Annotated in this window: 12 protein-coding genes; 8 read left to right on the forward strand and 4 right to left on the reverse strand. The window is 67.2% G+C overall.

What is annotated here, in order from left to right:
• Positions 1-5: 5 nt before the first annotated feature.
• The 8 genes from ACM608_RS06720 (at position 6) to rnr (ending at position 11,117) form a co-directional block, all read left to right on the forward strand.
• Positions 6-1,145 carry an EscU/YscU/HrcU family type III secretion system export apparatus switch protein gene (locus ACM608_RS06720; RefSeq protein ID WP_419682477.1) on the forward strand — a complete coding sequence of 380 codons (1,140 nt, stop codon included), beginning with the start codon at positions 6-8 and terminating at the stop codon, positions 1,143-1,145.
• Between the two features lie 186 nt (positions 1,146-1,331).
• Complete coding sequence (gene fliD / locus ACM608_RS06725; RefSeq protein WP_419682478.1) at positions 1,332-3,317, forward strand: flagellar filament capping protein FliD; 1,986 nt, start codon at positions 1,332-1,334, stop codon at positions 3,315-3,317.
• 15 nt (positions 3,318-3,332) lie between these two features.
• A complete protein-coding gene (gene fliS, locus ACM608_RS06730) occupies positions 3,333-3,743 on the forward strand; it encodes a flagellar export chaperone FliS (RefSeq protein WP_419682479.1) in 411 nt (136 codons plus the stop codon).
• Positions 3,744-3,959: 216 nt separating this feature from the next.
• Positions 3,960-5,432, forward strand: coding sequence for an efflux transporter outer membrane subunit (locus ACM608_RS06735; protein WP_419682480.1), 1,473 nt, complete (start codon positions 3,960-3,962; stop codon positions 5,430-5,432).
• On the forward strand, positions 5,429-6,748 hold the full coding sequence (locus ACM608_RS06740; RefSeq protein ID WP_419682481.1) for an efflux RND transporter periplasmic adaptor subunit: 1,320 nt from the start codon (positions 5,429-5,431) through the stop codon (positions 6,746-6,748). Before ACM608_RS06735 ends, ACM608_RS06740 begins: the two co-directional genes overlap by 4 nt.
• Before the next feature lie 11 nt (positions 6,749-6,759).
• Positions 6,760-7,461 (forward strand): ABC transporter ATP-binding protein, encoded by a 702-nt coding sequence (locus ACM608_RS06745; RefSeq protein ID WP_419685116.1) that lies wholly within the window; start codon positions 6,760-6,762, stop codon positions 7,459-7,461.
• A 136-nt stretch (positions 7,462-7,597) separates the two neighbouring features.
• On the forward strand, positions 7,598-8,806 hold the full coding sequence (locus tag ACM608_RS06750; protein WP_419682482.1) for an ABC transporter permease: 1,209 nt from the start codon (positions 7,598-7,600) through the stop codon (positions 8,804-8,806).
• A 97-nt stretch (positions 8,807-8,903) separates the two neighbouring features.
• Positions 8,904-11,117 carry a ribonuclease R gene (rnr, locus tag ACM608_RS06755; RefSeq protein WP_419682483.1) on the forward strand — a complete coding sequence of 738 codons (2,214 nt, stop codon included), beginning with the start codon at positions 8,904-8,906 and terminating at the stop codon, positions 11,115-11,117.
• A gap of 1 nt (position 11,118) precedes the next feature.
• Here the strand turns inward: rnr and argC are convergent, their stop codons facing one another.
• From argC to ACM608_RS06775, 4 genes are all read right to left on the reverse strand, one after another.
• Positions 11,119-12,036, reverse strand: coding sequence for an N-acetyl-gamma-glutamyl-phosphate reductase (gene argC / locus ACM608_RS06760; protein WP_419682484.1), 918 nt, complete (start codon positions 12,034-12,036; stop codon positions 11,119-11,121).
• Position 12,037: 1 nt separating this feature from the next.
• Positions 12,038-12,952, reverse strand: a complete 915-nt coding sequence (locus ACM608_RS06765) for a C40 family peptidase (protein ID WP_419682485.1) — start codon at positions 12,950-12,952, stop codon at positions 12,038-12,040.
• Positions 12,894-13,259: a MarR family transcriptional regulator gene (locus ACM608_RS06770; protein ID WP_419682486.1), complete on the reverse strand. Its 366-nt coding sequence runs from the start codon at positions 13,257-13,259 to the stop codon at positions 12,894-12,896. The genes ACM608_RS06765 and ACM608_RS06770 overlap by 59 nt, the downstream gene beginning before the upstream one ends.
• Positions 13,260-13,336: 77 nt before the next feature.
• Positions 13,337-14,719 carry a leucyl aminopeptidase family protein gene (locus tag ACM608_RS06775; protein WP_419682487.1) on the reverse strand — a complete coding sequence of 461 codons (1,383 nt, stop codon included), beginning with the start codon at positions 14,717-14,719 and terminating at the stop codon, positions 13,337-13,339.
• Between the last annotated feature and the right edge of the window lie 11 nt (positions 14,720-14,730).

Genomic DNA, 14,730 nt, shown 5'->3' on the forward strand with positions numbered 1-14,730 from the left:
CGGCCATGTCGGAGTCCGCAGGCGAAAAGACCCAGGCACCAACCCAGAAGCGCAAGGACGATGCCGCAAAGAAGGGCGACATCCTCCGCTCCAAGGAACTCGCCACCGCCGCCGTGGTGATGGCGGGTGCCGCGTGGATGGCGATGTCCGGCCCGGCGCTCATCGACGCGTTCAAGGCGGTGATGACCGAGAGCCTGCAGTTCAGCCATGCGGATGTGGAAGATTTCCAGCCGCTGCGGCCGATCTATGCCGTGGGGTGGCAGCTGCTGCCCTCGCTTGCCAGCCTGTTCGCGATCACGATGGTGGTGGCGATCGTCAGCCAGGCGGGCCTCGGCAATGTGCGTTTCAACGCGTCGCTCCTGGCGCCCAAGGCGAGCCGGCTCAGCCCGGTTTCCGGCTTCAGCCGCATGTTCGGCAAGCAGGGGCTGATCGAACTCGGCAAGTCGATCCTGAAGGTGATCCTGCTGGGCGCGATCGGCGGATGGCTGCTGTGGTCCACCCGCTATGAGGCGATGGGGCTGGCGGCGGGCGATCTCAATTCGGGCATCGGCAAGATGGGGGCGAGCTTCGTCAGCCTGCTGCTCATCATGTCGGGCGGGCTGCTGCTGATCGCCGGCATCGACGTGCCGATGCAGCTGGTGCGGTTGCTGGGCAAGCTGAAGATGTCGCTGCAGGAGGTGAAGGACGAGCACAAGGAGAGCGAAGGCTCGCCGGAGCTGAAGGGTCATCTGCGCCAGCGTCAGCGCGAGATCCTGATGGGCGGCGCGCGCAAGGCGGTGCAGGAGAGCCATGTCGTGCTCACCAACCCGACGCACTTCGCCGTGGCGCTGCGGTACGATCGCGGGCGCGACCAGGCGCCGACTGTGACGGTGAAGGGGAGGGGTGCGACGGCGCTCGCCATTCGCGAGCTGGCGGCGGAGAACAAGGTGCCGGTGCTGGAATATCCGGCGCTTGCGCGTGGCCTCTACTATACCTCGAACGAGGGGCAGGAAATCCGCGACGACCTCTACATGGCGGTGGCGACGGTGCTGGCCTTCGTCTTCGGCCTCAACCGCGCGGCGGGCGGGCAGCAGCCACATATCATCGTGCCGGAAACCGCGCTGTTCGACGAGAACGGGGTGAAGCAGGGTGGGACGGTTCACTGACCCTGCTTCCGCCGCCGTTCGCCCTGAGCTTGTCGAAGGGCCGGTGAGACGGTGACGCTGGGGCTTCGACAGGCTCAGCCCGAACGGCGTGGTGGAGTTCTCGAGGCCTAAAACTCTCACCCGACCGGCCGTTAATCATCATGTGGGTGCCGCGTTCCCGGCGGACCCGAAGGGGCGAGTTTCCGGATGTCGATCGCAACCACGCTTGGAGTTGGATCGGGGATCGACACGACCCAGCTGGTCACCAACCTCGTCTCCGCGCAGCGCGAGGCGAAGGACACGATCTTCAAGGCCAAGACCGAGAAGCTCACCACGCAGATTTCCGGCATTTCGCAGCTGAAGAGCGGCATCCTCAACTTCTCGACCGCGCTCACCTCGCTGATCGCGGGTGGGACGCTGACGACGCAGCCGACCACGTCGGATGCCAACGCGATCTCGGTCGCGGGGATCGCTGGGGTGAAGCCGAGCGGCGCGGCCAGTCAGATCGAGGTCAAGCAGCTCGCCGCCGCGCAGTCGGTCAGCAGCAAGGCTTTCGCCGATGCGAACACGCCGCTCGGCACCGGCAAGCTGACCTTCACCTTCGGCAATGCAACGGTCGACAGCGCGACGAGCACGATGACCGGCTTCGACGCGAAGGCGCTGCCGGCCGCGATCAGCATCGACATCGACAGCAGCAACAACAGCTTGTCCGGCATCGCCGCCGCGATCAACAAGCAGGCGACCGGCATGACGGCCACCGTTGTGTCCGACGCGACGGGCGCGCGGCTGGTCATCAAGGGCGCGACGGGCGATGCCGCCGCCTTCACGATCAACGCCACCGAGACGGCGGGAGCCGAGGGGCTGGCGCAGCTGAACTACGGGCCGGGGGCGACCAGCGGCGCGGTGCTCAATCAGGCGGCGGGCGATGCGATCGTCACCTTCGACGGTCTGACGGTGCGCCGGCCGTCCAACAGCATCTCCGACCTCGTCACCGGCGCGACGCTGACGCTGAAGAGCGTCACCACGTCCAAGGTGGTGATCGGATCGAGCCAGCCGACCTCCTCGTTGAGCGCCGCCGTCTCCGACTTCGTGGGTGCGTATAACGAGCTGCTGGGGATCGTCGCCGAGCAGACGGACAAGGACACGGGCAGCCTGAACGGCGATTCCTCGGTTCGCACGATGATGTCGATGCTCGCCAAGCTGACCAGCACGCCGTTGGTCGCAGGCGGATCGCCTTCGACATTGGCGGAGCTGGGGGTCAGCACCAATCGCGACGGCACGCTGAGCGTCGATACCGGGCGGCTGAACAAGGCGGTGGCGGCGAACCCGGCGGCGGTCGAGGCGATGTTCAACCCGACCCAGAAGAGCAGCAGCAGCCTGGTCGGGATCGTGTCGCTGGTCAGCGCGACCAAGCCGGGGACCTATGCGGTGACCGATCTGGTGGCCGCGACCGGCGGCAAGCTGACCGGCAGCGCGGTGCCGACGGCTTTCGACATGCCGCTGGTGCTGGACGCGACCAACAACGTGTTCAACGTGGCGCTGGACGGCAAGACGCCGGTCGCGGTGACGGTGCCCGCGGGCAGCTATGCGAGCGGTGCTGATTTCGCCGCCGCGCTGAACGATGCGATCCAGAACAACACGAGCATTACCGTGCTCGCCAGCATCGGCTGGGATGGGGACCATCTGACCGCCGCTTCGAAGACGCTGGGCAGCACATCGCGGATCGAGATCGGTGCGGCGGATGCGACGGTGTCGGACCTGCTCGGCCTGACCAACGCGACCAGGGCCACAGGCACCAACGCCTCGGGCAAGATCGATAGCGTGGCGGCGGTCTCGTCGGGCTCGTTGCTCTTCGCCGCCAGCAGCAGCGCGGCCAAGGGTTTGACGATCCAGCCGCTCGCGGGTGCCACCTCCGCCACGATCACGGTCGATCGCGGCTTGCTCAACGCGCTGAACGATGTCGCCAGCAGCCTGACCGCCTCGGGCGGTGCGCTTTACAGCGCGAATGAGCGGCTGACCAAGGCGCAGAAGGATGTCGAGGCGCAGAAGACCAAGCTCGACGAAAGTTCGGCCAAGATGAAGGCGAACTTGACCCGGCAGTTCGCCGCAATGGACTCGCGCGTCGCTGCCTACAAATCCACGCAGTCGTTCCTGGAGCAGCAGGTCGATGCGTGGAACAACAGTAACCGCTAACCGGCGATGAGCTTCATGTACGCATCTCCGCTGCGTGGCGACCCGGCCGCGATCTACCGTCAGGTGGACGTCTCGAGTCGCGTGCAGTCCGCCTCGCCGCACCGGCTGATCCAGCTTCTCTACGAGGATCTCGATGTCGCGCTCAGGCAGGCGGCGTTCGCGATCGAGAAGAAGCAGTTCGAGATCAAAAGCGCGCGGATCACCAAGGCGCTAGCGATCCTCTTCGCGCTGGAGGCGGGCCTCGACTTCACCAAGGGTGGGGACGTGGCAGAGACCTTGTCGCGGCTGTACCGGGGCGCGCGATCCGAAGTGACGGGGGCGGGCGTGTCGGGCGATGCCGAGGCGCTGCGGGTCGTGGCGGCGAACCTTGCCGAGATCGCGGCGGCGTGGCGGCAGATCGAGCAGCAGCAGCGGGCCGCGGCTTAGGGTCGTTCTGATCCTCCCCCCGCTAGGGGGAGGTGGCAGGCGTAGCCTGACGGAGGGAGAGGTTGGGAGCCAACTCGCATCCTTGAGCACACCGCCGTCCTCCCCCTCTGTCGCCTTCGGCGCCACCTCCCCCTGGCGGGGGAGGATGAGTGAACGCCTTTGTTTCCGGGGAAAGCCGCGATATGGCTGGGCCATGATTGCGGGATTTCGCGCGTTTTGAAGGCACCGAGACTTGTCGCGGCAGTCGTGCTGGCGGCGCTGGGCGGCTGCGCGGTCGGCCCGAACTACGTCGCGCCTCCCTCCGATCAGCTGGTTGGCCCGGCATGGGACGCCGGGCTGGTGGGGGCACCGCAGGAGGTGGACCTTGCCGACTGGTGGGAGAGCTTCGACGATCCGCTGCTGTCCGACCTGATCGCGCGGGCGGCGGGCGGTAATCTCGACATTGCGGTGGCGGTCGCGCGGCTCCGGCAGGCGCGCGAGGCGATGGTGCAGGCCCGTGCCGGCCTGTTCCCCAGCCTGTCGGTGTCGGGCGGGGTGACGCGAAACTTCACCGAAGGCAGCCGATCGAACAACGTCATCATCGGTGGCGGCACCGGGGGTGGCAGCGGGATCATCGTCGATACCGGCGGATCGGGAAACACGCGGCTAAACCTCAACGCCAATGCTTCCTGGCAGGCGGACATCCTGGGCGGAACAAGGCGGTCCATCGAGGCGGCGCGGGCGGATCGCGATGCCGCCGCATTCGACCTGGCGGACGTGCGCACCTCGATCGCGGCGGAGGTCGCGACCAACTACATCCAGGCGCGGCTGGGGCAGGCGCGGCTGGCGATCGCCGAGGGGACGCTGAAGACGCAGGACGACAATCTGCAGATCGCGCGCTGGCGCGTGCAGGCGGGGCTGGTGTCCTCGGTCGATGCCGAGCAGGCGCGGACGCAGCGGGCGCAGACTGCGGCGTCTATCCCCACGCTGCGCACGAACTACCTGAACGCGATCAACCGGCTGGGCGTGCTGACGGGTGCTCTGCCGGGAACAGTTCGGCCGGAGATGGAAGCGGCGCGGCCGGTGCCGGTCGGGCCGGACGCGATCGCTGTCGGTATTCCCGCCGATACCCTGCGCCAGCGCCCGGATGTGCGGAGCGCGGAGCGGCAGTTGGTGGCGGCGACGGCGCGGATCGGGGTGGCGAAGGCGCAGCTGTTCCCGGCGCTGAACATCACCGGCAATGTCGGGACATCAGCGCTGTCGCTTGGGTCGCTCGGCGATATCATCACCGGCAGCCTATTCGCCGGGCTGACGCAGTCGATCTTCCAGGCGGGGCGGCTCGGCGCGCAGGTGCGGTCGCAGCGGGCGGCGGCGGATGCCGCCTTCGCCACCTATAAGTCGACGGTGCTGACGGGACTGGAGGAAGTCGAGAACGCGCTGATCGCGGTCGAGGCCGCCAAGAGCCGGCAGCAGGAGCAGGCGATCGCCACCGACGCCGCCGGCAACGCCGCCTTCTACGCGCGCAGCCAGTATCAGGCGGGGCTGGCCGACTTCCAGACCTTGCTTGAATCCGAACGCTCGCTCTTGTCGGCGCGCGATAGCCTCGCCTCGGCACAGGCGGATCAATCGCTTGCGCTGGTGCAGCTTTACCTCGCACTTGGCGGCGGATGGCGGCCCGACGCCCCGCTGGAGACCGGAAACTCGCGATGACTGAGAGCCAGAACCTCGACGAGTTCCTCGGCGCGAAGCCGGTGTCCGTCTGGCAGCGGCGGGGCAAGTGGATCGGCGCGGGCATCGGCCTGATCCTCATTCTGCTGCTGCTCGCCCGGTGCTTCAACGCCAAGCAGGAGGTGACCTATGCGACCGAGGACGCGACGCGCGGCGCGCTGACGGTCACGGTCTCCGCCACTGGCAAGCTGCAGCCGACCAATCAGGTCGAGGTCGGGTCCGAGCTTTCGGGGCTGGTCGAGCAGGTGCTGGTCGACGTGAACGCGCGGGTGGGGAAGGGGCAGGCGATCGCCATCCTCGATACGTCGCGGCTGGACGACACGATTACCCAGTCGCGGGCGACGCTCGACGCGCGGCGCGCGGCGGTCGAGCAGGCGCAGGCGACGGTGCGCGAGGCGGAGGCGACGCTTGCCCGCTTCCGCGAGGTCAGCAAGCTGTCGGGCGGCAAGGTGCCGTCGAAGACCGAGATGGACACCGCGATCGCCACCGCCGCCCGCGCGCGTGCCGATCTTGCCGCCGCACAGGCGAACGTGACGCAGGCGGATGCGCAGCTTTCCTCCGACCAGACCAACCGGTCGCGTGCGGTGATCCGGTCGCCGGTGAACGGCGTGGTGTTATCGCGCTCGGTCGATCCGGGGCAGACGGTCGCGGCGTCGTTCAACACGCCGACCCTGTTCGTCATCGCCGAGGACCTGCGCCAGATGAAGCTGGAGGCGTCGATCGACGAGGCGGATGTCGGCGCGGTCAAGCAGGGGCAGAACGCCAGCTTTACGGTGGACGCTTATCCCGGCCAAACCTTCCCGGCGAAGATCACGCGGGTAAACCTGGGGTCGGACAGCACGTCGACCAGCTCGTCTTCGAGTTCATCCACAACCGCGAGCGCGAGCAGTTCGTCGGTGGTCGCCTATACCGCCGTCCTGTCGGTCGCGAATCCGAGCGAGCAGCTGCGGCCGGGGATGACGGCGACGGCGGACATCCTGGTGCAGGAGAAGCGCAACGTCCTGCTGATCCCCAATGCCGCGCTCCGCTTCACGCCGCAGCAGGCGACGGGCGGGCGGCAGAAGAGCGGCTTCATGTCAGCGATGGCACCGGGTCCGCCGGGCCGCCGCAATCGTCCGGAGCAGGAGCGGACGATCGGCGCGGGGAGCCGCCAGACGATCTATGTGCTGCAGGGGAATACGCTGAAGCCGGTGCAGGTGGTGACCGGTGCGACCGACGGGCGGCATACCGAGGTGACGAGCGACGACCTCAAGCCCGGCATGGCGGTGGTGACCGGCCAGAAGGCCGCGGCCGAGTGACGGAGCCCCCGATCCGCGAACCGCTTATCCGGCTTCGCGGGATCACCAAGACCTTTGGCGAGGGCGAGGCGGCGTTCCAGGCGTTGCGCGGCGTCGACCTGGACATCGCGGCGGGTGATTTCGTGGCGGTGATGGGCGCGTCCGGATCGGGCAAGTCGACGACGATGAACATCCTCGGCTGCCTCGATGTGCCGACCGGCGGCGAGTATCTGTTCAAGGGCGTCGCGGTGCAGAACCTCGACCGGGACCAGCGATCGCTGCTGCGGCGTCGCTATCTCGGCTTCGTGTTCCAGGGGTTCAACCTCTTGGCGCGGACGACCGCGCTGGAGAATGTCGAGCTGCCGCTGCTGTACCGTGGTGAGCCGCGCGAGAAGCGGCAGGCGGCGGCGCTGGCGGCGCTCGACAAGGTCGGGTTGGTGCCTTGGGCGCGGCATACGCCGGCCGAACTTTCGGGCGGGCAGCAGCAGCGCGTGGCGATCGCGCGGGCGATCGTCACGCATCCCGACGTGCTGCTGGCCGACGAGCCGACGGGCAATCTCGACAGCGAGCGGTCGGTGGAGATCATGCGGCTGTTGACCGACCTTAACCGGGAGAGCGGGATCACCATTCTGATGGTGACGCATGAACCGGAGATGGCGGCGTTCGCGCATACGGTGGTGCATTTCAGGGACGGCGTGGTCGAGCGGACTGAGGTGCGGGAGGGGGTGCGGTGAAGGAGCTAAACTCCACCTCTGTTCGCGCTGAGCTTGTCGAAGCGCCAGTGAGACGGTCGGCGCTGGCCCTTCGACAGGCTCAGGGCGAACGGCGTTGGAAATGCGTCGGTCCGTACTTCGGGGAGGAGGAGTAAGGATGCTCGGCACCACAATCCTCCTCGCTTTCCGGGAGATCCGGCGGCACCTGCTGCGGTCGTTCCTGACCATCCTTGGCATCGTCATCGGTGTGGCGGCGGTGATCACGATGGTCACGCTCGGCAACGGCGCAACGGCGGCGGTGAAGGAGCAGATCTCCAGCCTCGGCTCCAATCTGCTGATGATCCGGCCGGGGCAGCGCATGGGGCCGGGCGGTGGCGGGGAATCGCCGCCGCCATTCAAGCTGGAGGACCTGGACGTCATCCGCGAGCAGATCGGCGGGGTGCGGGCAGTGGCCGGACAGGCGCAGGCGTCCGGCACGGCGGTGCGCAACGCGCAGAACTGGTCGACGACGGTCAACGGGACGACCAACGACTATCTGGTCGCGCAGAACTGGGCGCTGAAGGAGGGGCGGCAGTTCTCAACCGCCGAGGAGCAGGCGGGCAAGTCCGTCTGCATCATCGGCAACACCATCGTCACCAACCTCTTCCAGGGCGTCGATCCGATCGGGGAGCGGTTCCGCATCAAGGACGTGTCCTGCGAGGTGATCGGCGTGCTCGCTACGCGTGGCCAAGGCGGGTTCGGCAACGATCAGGACGACACCGTGGTCATGCCGCTGAAGACGGTGCAGCGCCGCTTTTCCGGCAATCGGGACATCCGATCGATCATGGTCGCGGTCGATCCCGAATACGACACGGCGATGGTCAGCCGGAGCCTGACCGCGCTGCTCCGCGAACGGCGGAACCTGACCGGCAGCCAGCCGGACAACTTCAACATCCTCGACACCAAGCAGATCTCCGACGCGGTTTCCGGTTCGACGCAGGTTATGACGGCGCTCTTGGGCGCGGTCGCCGCGGTGAGCCTGATCGTCGGGGGGATTGGGATCATGAACATCATGCTCGTTTCCGTGACGGAGCGGACGCGGGAGATCGGCATCCGCCTTGCGATCGGTGCGCTGAGCCATGAGGTGTTGTTGCAGTTCCTCGTCGAGGCGGTGGCCTTGTCGTGTCTCGGCGGGATCATCGGCATCATCCTGGCGCTGATCGCGACCGTCAGCCTTGCGCCGGTGATGGGTATCCCGTTCACGTTCGATGTCGGGATCAACGTGCTGAGCTTTGTTTTCTCAGCCCTTATTGGGGTGGTGTTCGGCTATTTTCCCGCGCGGCGGGCGGCGGGCCTGAACCCGATTGAGGCGCTGAGGCACGAGTGAACAGGATGTCGTCACCCCAGCGTAGGCTGGGGTTGCTTGGACCGAAGCGATGCCAGCCTTCGCTGGCATGACACAGTAGGGCATGTCAGGAAGCAGAATGGCGAACCCTCAGCACCCCGGCCTTCCCAGCCGCCAGCAGATCCTCGAATTCATCACCTCGTCCGAACAGCCGGCGGGCAAGCGGGAGATCGCCAAGGCATTCGGGCTGCACGGTGCGGACAAGATCGCGTTGAAGGCGCTGTTGAAGGACATGGGTGACGAGGGGCTGATCGACAGCGCCCCCGGACGCGCGTTCCACAAGATGGGCGGCATCCCCAAGGTCACGGTGCTGCGCGTGATCGACATCGACGGGGATCAGGTGATCGCCACGCCCGAGCGGTGGGAAAGCGACGCGCCGCCGCCGAAGCTGCGCGTGCGGGAGAAGGGGAAGCGATCGGCACTGGGCGTCGGTGATCGCATCCTCGCGCGGACCGAGGAGGCGGGGCGCGGCTGGATCGCGCATCCGATGAAAAAACTGGCGCGCGGCGAGGAGCTGGTGCTGGGCGTCGTGCATGAAGAGGGCGACCGCCACTGGCTGAAGCCGGTCGACAAGCGCGAGCGGCGCGAGCTGATGATCTCCGACCTGGGCGGGGCAGCGGTCGGCGACCTCGTGCTCGCGGAGAAGACCGGACGCTTGCCACGCATCACCGCGCGGGTGACCGAGCGGCTGGGTGATCCCTTCGCACCGCGCAGCTTCAGCCTGATCGCGATCCACAAGTTCGGCATCCCCGATGTCATGCCGGAGGCGGCGATCGAGGAGGCGGAGCGGGTCGCCGAGAAGGCGCTTGGCGAGCGCGAGGACCTGACGCACCTGCCGATCGTCGCGATCGATCCCGCGGATGCGCGCGACCATGACGATGCGGTCTGGGCGACGCCCGACGACGATCCGAAGAATGCGGGTGGTTTCAAGGCGATCGTGGCGATTGCTGACGTGTCGTTCTACGTTCGGCCCGGTTCGGCGCTGGACCGCGAGGCGCGGAAGCGGGGCAACAGCGTCTATTTTCCGGACCGGGTCGTGCCGATGCTGCCGGAGAAGCTGTCGGCCGACATCTGCTCGCTGAAGGAAGGCGCGGACCGGGCAGCGCTGGCTTGTCACCTGACGATAGACAAGGCTGGTAAGCTGTTGAATTGGCGGTTTGCGCGCGCGCGGGTGCGTATCGCTGCGAACATCGCTTATGAGGATGCGCAGGCGGCGATTGACGGCACGCTCGATCACTCGCTTACCGAGGAGGCGCTCAAGCCGCTCTGGGCGTGCTGGGGTGCGCTGAAGGCCGCGCGTGATGCGCGGCAGCCGCTCGACCTCGACCTGCCTGAGCGGCGGGTGGTGCTGGACGAGAAGGGGCGCATCATGTCGGTCGCGGCGCGCGAGCGGCTCGATGCGCACCGGTTGATCGAAGATTACATGATCGCTGCCAATGTCGCCGCCGCCAAGGCGCTGGAGGCCAAGAAGGCACCGGTCATGTACCGCGACCATGAGGTGCCGAGCCGCGAGAAGCTGGTGGCGCTGAAGGACTATCTGGAGACCTTCGGGATCAGCTTTGCACTAGGTCAGGTGATCAAGCCGGCGACGTTCAATCATTTCATCGAGTTGGTGAAGGATCATGACAACCGGCAAGAGATCATGGAGATGGTCCTGCGGTCGCAGACGCAGGCCTATTACGCGCCGACCAACACGGGCCATTTCGGGCTGTCGCTCGGCTCCTACGCGCATTTCACCTCGCCGATCCGACGCTACGCCGACCTGCTGGTCCACCGGTCGCTGGTGCGGGCCTATGGCCTCGGCGAGGGCGGGCTGACCGACGACGAGACCGAGACGATGAGCCGGCTGGGCGAGCTGATCAGCCAGGCCGAGCGTCGCGCGATGGAGGCGGAGCGCGAGACGATCGACCGTTATGTCGCTGCTTATCTGTCGACGCATGTCGGCGAGCTGCTCGATACGCGGATCACGGGTGTACAGGCGTTCGGCTTTTTCGCGACAGTGGAGGGACTTGGCGGCGACGGCTTGGTGCCGGTATCAACACTCGGCGTCGAGCGGTTCAACTATGACGAGGCCGCGCGCGCGCTTGAGGGCGAGCAGACGGGAGATCGCTATACCGTCGGGCAGAAGCTCCAGCTGCGGCTGGTCGAAGCGAACCCGATCAGCGGATCGCTGCGCTTCGAACTGCCGGAAGGGGCGAACCACCTTCCGGTGCGGCGCGACGGCAAGGACCGGCGGCCGATGGGGCGCCGGGGCCGGCCCGCCAATATCCGTCACAAGGGCGGACGCCGCTAGGTCAGAGGCGCAGCCCGGTCGCCTCGTCGAGCCCGGCGAGGATGTTCAGGTTCTGCACCGCCGCGCCGCCCGCGCCCTTGCCGAGATTGTCGAGCGCGGCGACGAGGTTGACCTGTCCGGTGGCTTCATTGGCGAAGACGAAGAGGTCGAGGCGGTCGCTGCCGGCAAGGTGCTCTACAGGCAAACCGGCCTGATCGTAATCGGCAACGACCCGGACGACGCGCGAGCCTGCGTAGTGATCGCCCAGCGCCTGGCGGAGTTGCTTCGCACTTCCTGAAATGGCGCTGGCGGGCAGCGGCACCTCCACAATCATGCCGCGGTGGAGGTTCGCCACTGCCGGCGTGAAGAGCGGCGGGTGAGCGAGGCGGCTATGCGCCTGCATCTCCGGAACATGCTTGTGGGCGAGGCCGAGGGCGTAGGTGCGCCATGCCGACGGCGCGCTATCCGCACTCTCGTACTCGGCGATCATCGCCTTGCCGCCGCCGGAATAGCCCGAGACGGCGTTGCAGGTGAGCGGCCAGTCGGTGTGGATCAGCCCCGCCTTCACCAGCGGAGCGACGAGCGCGATGAAGCCAGTGGAATAGCAGCCCGGATTGCTGATCCGCTTCGACGCGGCGACGGCTGCATGGCCGACCAGCTCGGGGAAGCCGTAGGTCCAGTCCGGTGCGGTGCGGTGCGCGGTCGAGGCATCGACGATCCGGGTATCGGGATTGGTGATCAGGGCAACCGCCTGCCGCGCAGCATCGTCGGGAAGGCAGAGGATGACGATGTCCGCGGCGTTCAGCGCCTCCGCCCGCGCGCCCTCGTCCTTCCGGCGGTCGTCGGGGATGGTGATGAGGCTGATGTCGGTTCGGCCGGTCAGCCGGTCGCGAATCTCCAAACCGGTGGTGCCGGCGGCACCGTCGATGAACACCTTCATGTCAGTTCTCCAGCCGGCGGACGGCGAGGATCGGTTCGGGATACGTGGCGAGGCGCGCGACCACGTCGGCCAGCGGCTCGGCAACCACCGCCATCCAATGGGCATTGGCGTGGAGCAGGGTGCTTTCGTCCGTCATCAGGCCGACATGGCCGGGGAAGAAGACGATGTCACCCCGCCGCAGCGGCGCATCGCGGTCGATCTCCACGCCGATCGATGCGCGTTGCTGGTCGCTGTCGCGCTGAACCTCCACGCCTGCGAAGGATAGGGCAAGCTGGACCAGACCGGAGCAATCCACGCCCCCGCCGCCGCGACCGCCCCAGAGATATGGCGCTCCCATCAACCGGGCGGCGACTTTGACGGGATCGCTATGACGGTCGAGCGGCTCGGCATGGCGGGCGTGGACGTAGCCGGTGTCCGTCGCGATGAACGCTCCCTCCGCTTCGCCAGCGAAGCGTGCGCCGATCGGCCAGCAGGCGGTCACGGGAGACTTGATATCAGGTTTAGAGAAGAGCAACGCGGAGCGGGCTGATACGCGATGATTGGGCATTGTAAACGAGCCGAGCGCGTCCTCCCGGATGTAGCCCACATAATGGTCGTGGGCCGAATATCCCCAGGCCCATCCGCCCGCCATTTCGAGGACGGCGAAATCCTCCCCGAGGAGCAGTTCAGATGTCGCTGTGGCTGTTGACGAGGCTGCGGCGCGGATTGGTTCCGCCGGGGCACGGGAAGCCATGACCTGCGGCCGCACATAGTGAGGCGCGAACAGGCAACCGGCGAGCGCCACGTCGGCGATGTCCTTCCGCGCCGCGTTGACGCGTGGATCGAACGTGACGGATGGGCCGGTGAGGCGGAAGCGCTCAGTGGTGGGCGTGCGCGGCCTCTGGGGACTTGCTGGCGGCGCCAGGCTCGTCGCCATCGATAAGGTCGGCAAATCCGTCAAGGAAACTGGCCCCCGGGCTGGTGCGCGTCACGAACACGTTGCGCTTGTCGGCATCGTCGCGTTCGCGGCGCAGATAGCCCAGCGCGCCAAGCGTGTTCAAGGCGCGCGTCACCACGGGTTTCGAGACCGACAGAGCCTTGGCGAGCCCGCGCACCGTATGAGGCCCAGGGGTGAGATATACGATCATCAGCAAGGCCATCTGACGGTTGGTCAGATCCGGCGCGCCCGACCGGACGTATCCGACCAACGCATCCTTCCAATACGATAAGGCGATGGCACCCATGGTTCTTTGTCCTGTTACGCGAGTACTGCAGGGACTACCCCCCTACAGAGCCAGAACACCCAGAGAGGCCGTTCGTTTCAAGTGCGTCCGTATTCGAGAAGAAGGTAGGACCATGCGGCGCGAAGCCCCAGCGCCTCTCCTCCGCGCGGCCTTCCGGGCCGGGGCGAGTGACGCCAGGCGAAGGTGTCGAAATGCGCCCAAAGGGTTTCAGGGCGGACGAAACGCTGCAGGAAAAGCGCTGCGGTAACCGCACCTGCCATGCCGCCCTCGGGCGCATTGTTAAGGTCGGCGATATCTGACTTCAGAAGCTCCTCATATCCCGCGTGAAGCGGCAGGCGCCAAAGCGGGTCGCCACTTTCCTCTCCGGCGGATAGGAGCGCACGGGCGAGGTCGTCGTCATTGGCGAAGAGGGCCGGGAGGTCGGGGCCGAGCGCCACGCGGGCGGCGCCGGTCAGGGTGGCGAAGTCGAGGATGAGCGCGGGCGCCTCCTCGCTCGCCAATGCCAGCGCGTCGCCGAGGATCAGCCGGCCTTCCGCATCGGTGTTGCCGATTTCTACCGTCAGACCCTTACGCGAGGCGAGGACGTCGCCGGGGCGGAAGGCATCGCCAGCGACCGCGTTCTCGACGGCGGGGACGAGCAGGGTCAGGCGGACGGGCAGATGCGTCCGCATGACGAGCTGGGCGAGCGCGAGCGCATGGGCCGCGCCGCCCATGTCCTTCTTCATCAGGCGCATGGCGGAAGCCGGCTTGATGTCGAGGCCGCCGGTGTCGAAGCAGACGCCCTTGCCGACCAGGACGACATGCGGGGCGGCGGGATCGCCCCAGTCGAGGCGGATCAGGCGCGGCTGCCGATCGGGTGCGGCGGCGCGGCCGACGGCATGGATCATGGGAAAACCGGCGGCGAGGGCGTCACCCTCGATCACCGCGATGCGCGCACCATATGCCTCGCCGGTCTCGACGATCGCGGCGGCAAGTTCGGCCGGACCCATGTCGACCGTTGGCGTGTCGACGAGGTCGCGGACAAGCGCGACGGCCTCTGCGATGGCCACCCAGCCGTCGATGTCGCTCGCTTTGCTGGTCAGGAGCGTGCGCGGCGTGCAGTCCTTCGGTGTAGAGCGGTACTTGTCGAAACGGTGCTGAGCGAGGAGCCAGCCGAGGCCGCCTCCGCCGATCTCCCCCGACAGGCGGTAGGTGCCGGCGGGCAGTGCGGCGGGAAGCGGTGCGAGGTCCCAGGGGCCGATGGTGGCTGGGACGCCGAACGCTACAAACCATTCCTCCGCGTCGCCGGGCAGGATTGCTAAATCGCCCGGTGCGCCCTTGAAGCGGGCGGCCGCTGCTGCCGCGCGAATACGCGGAGGTTGATCCGTCAGCCAGGTCTCCAGACCATCCTTGGTCAGGAGGTGGATGGCGGTCGCGGGTTCGCCACGGTCGGGCTTCAGCAGCGATGTGAAATCGGTCATGGTCCGGTCAT

The organism is Sphingomonas sp. ID0503 (genome assembly GCF_048565625.1).
Classification (GTDB): Bacteria; Pseudomonadota; Alphaproteobacteria; order Sphingomonadales; family Sphingomonadaceae; genus JBLZUR01.

Excerpts from the sequence above, each read along its gene's own strand:
- ACM608_RS06720 (WP_419682477.1), top strand. The coding sequence starts at position 6 with ATGTCGGAGTCCGCAGGCGAAAAGACCCAGGCACCAACCCAGAAGCGC.
- fliD (WP_419682478.1), top strand. The coding sequence starts at position 1,332 with ATGTCGATCGCAACCACGCTTGGAGTTGGATCGGGGATCGACACGACC.
- fliS (WP_419682479.1), top strand. The coding sequence starts at position 3,333 with ATGTACGCATCTCCGCTGCGTGGCGACCCGGCCGCGATCTACCGTCAG.
- ACM608_RS06740 (WP_419682481.1), top strand. The coding sequence starts at position 5,429 with ATGACTGAGAGCCAGAACCTCGACGAGTTCCTCGGCGCGAAGCCGGTG.
- ACM608_RS06750 (WP_419682482.1), top strand. The coding sequence starts at position 7,598 with ATGCTCGGCACCACAATCCTCCTCGCTTTCCGGGAGATCCGGCGGCAC.
- rnr (WP_419682483.1), top strand. The coding sequence starts at position 8,904 with ATGGCGAACCCTCAGCACCCCGGCCTTCCCAGCCGCCAGCAGATCCTC.
- argC (WP_419682484.1), bottom strand. The coding sequence starts at position 12,036 with ATGAAGGTGTTCATCGACGGTGCCGCCGGCACCACCGGTTTGGAGATT.
- ACM608_RS06765 (WP_419682485.1), bottom strand. The coding sequence starts at position 12,952 with ATGGCGACGAGCCTGGCGCCGCCAGCAAGTCCCCAGAGGCCGCGCACG.
- ACM608_RS06770 (WP_419682486.1), bottom strand. The coding sequence starts at position 13,259 with ATGGGTGCCATCGCCTTATCGTATTGGAAGGATGCGTTGGTCGGATAC.
- ACM608_RS06775 (WP_419682487.1), bottom strand. The coding sequence starts at position 14,719 with ATGACCGATTTCACATCGCTGCTGAAGCCCGACCGTGGCGAACCCGCG.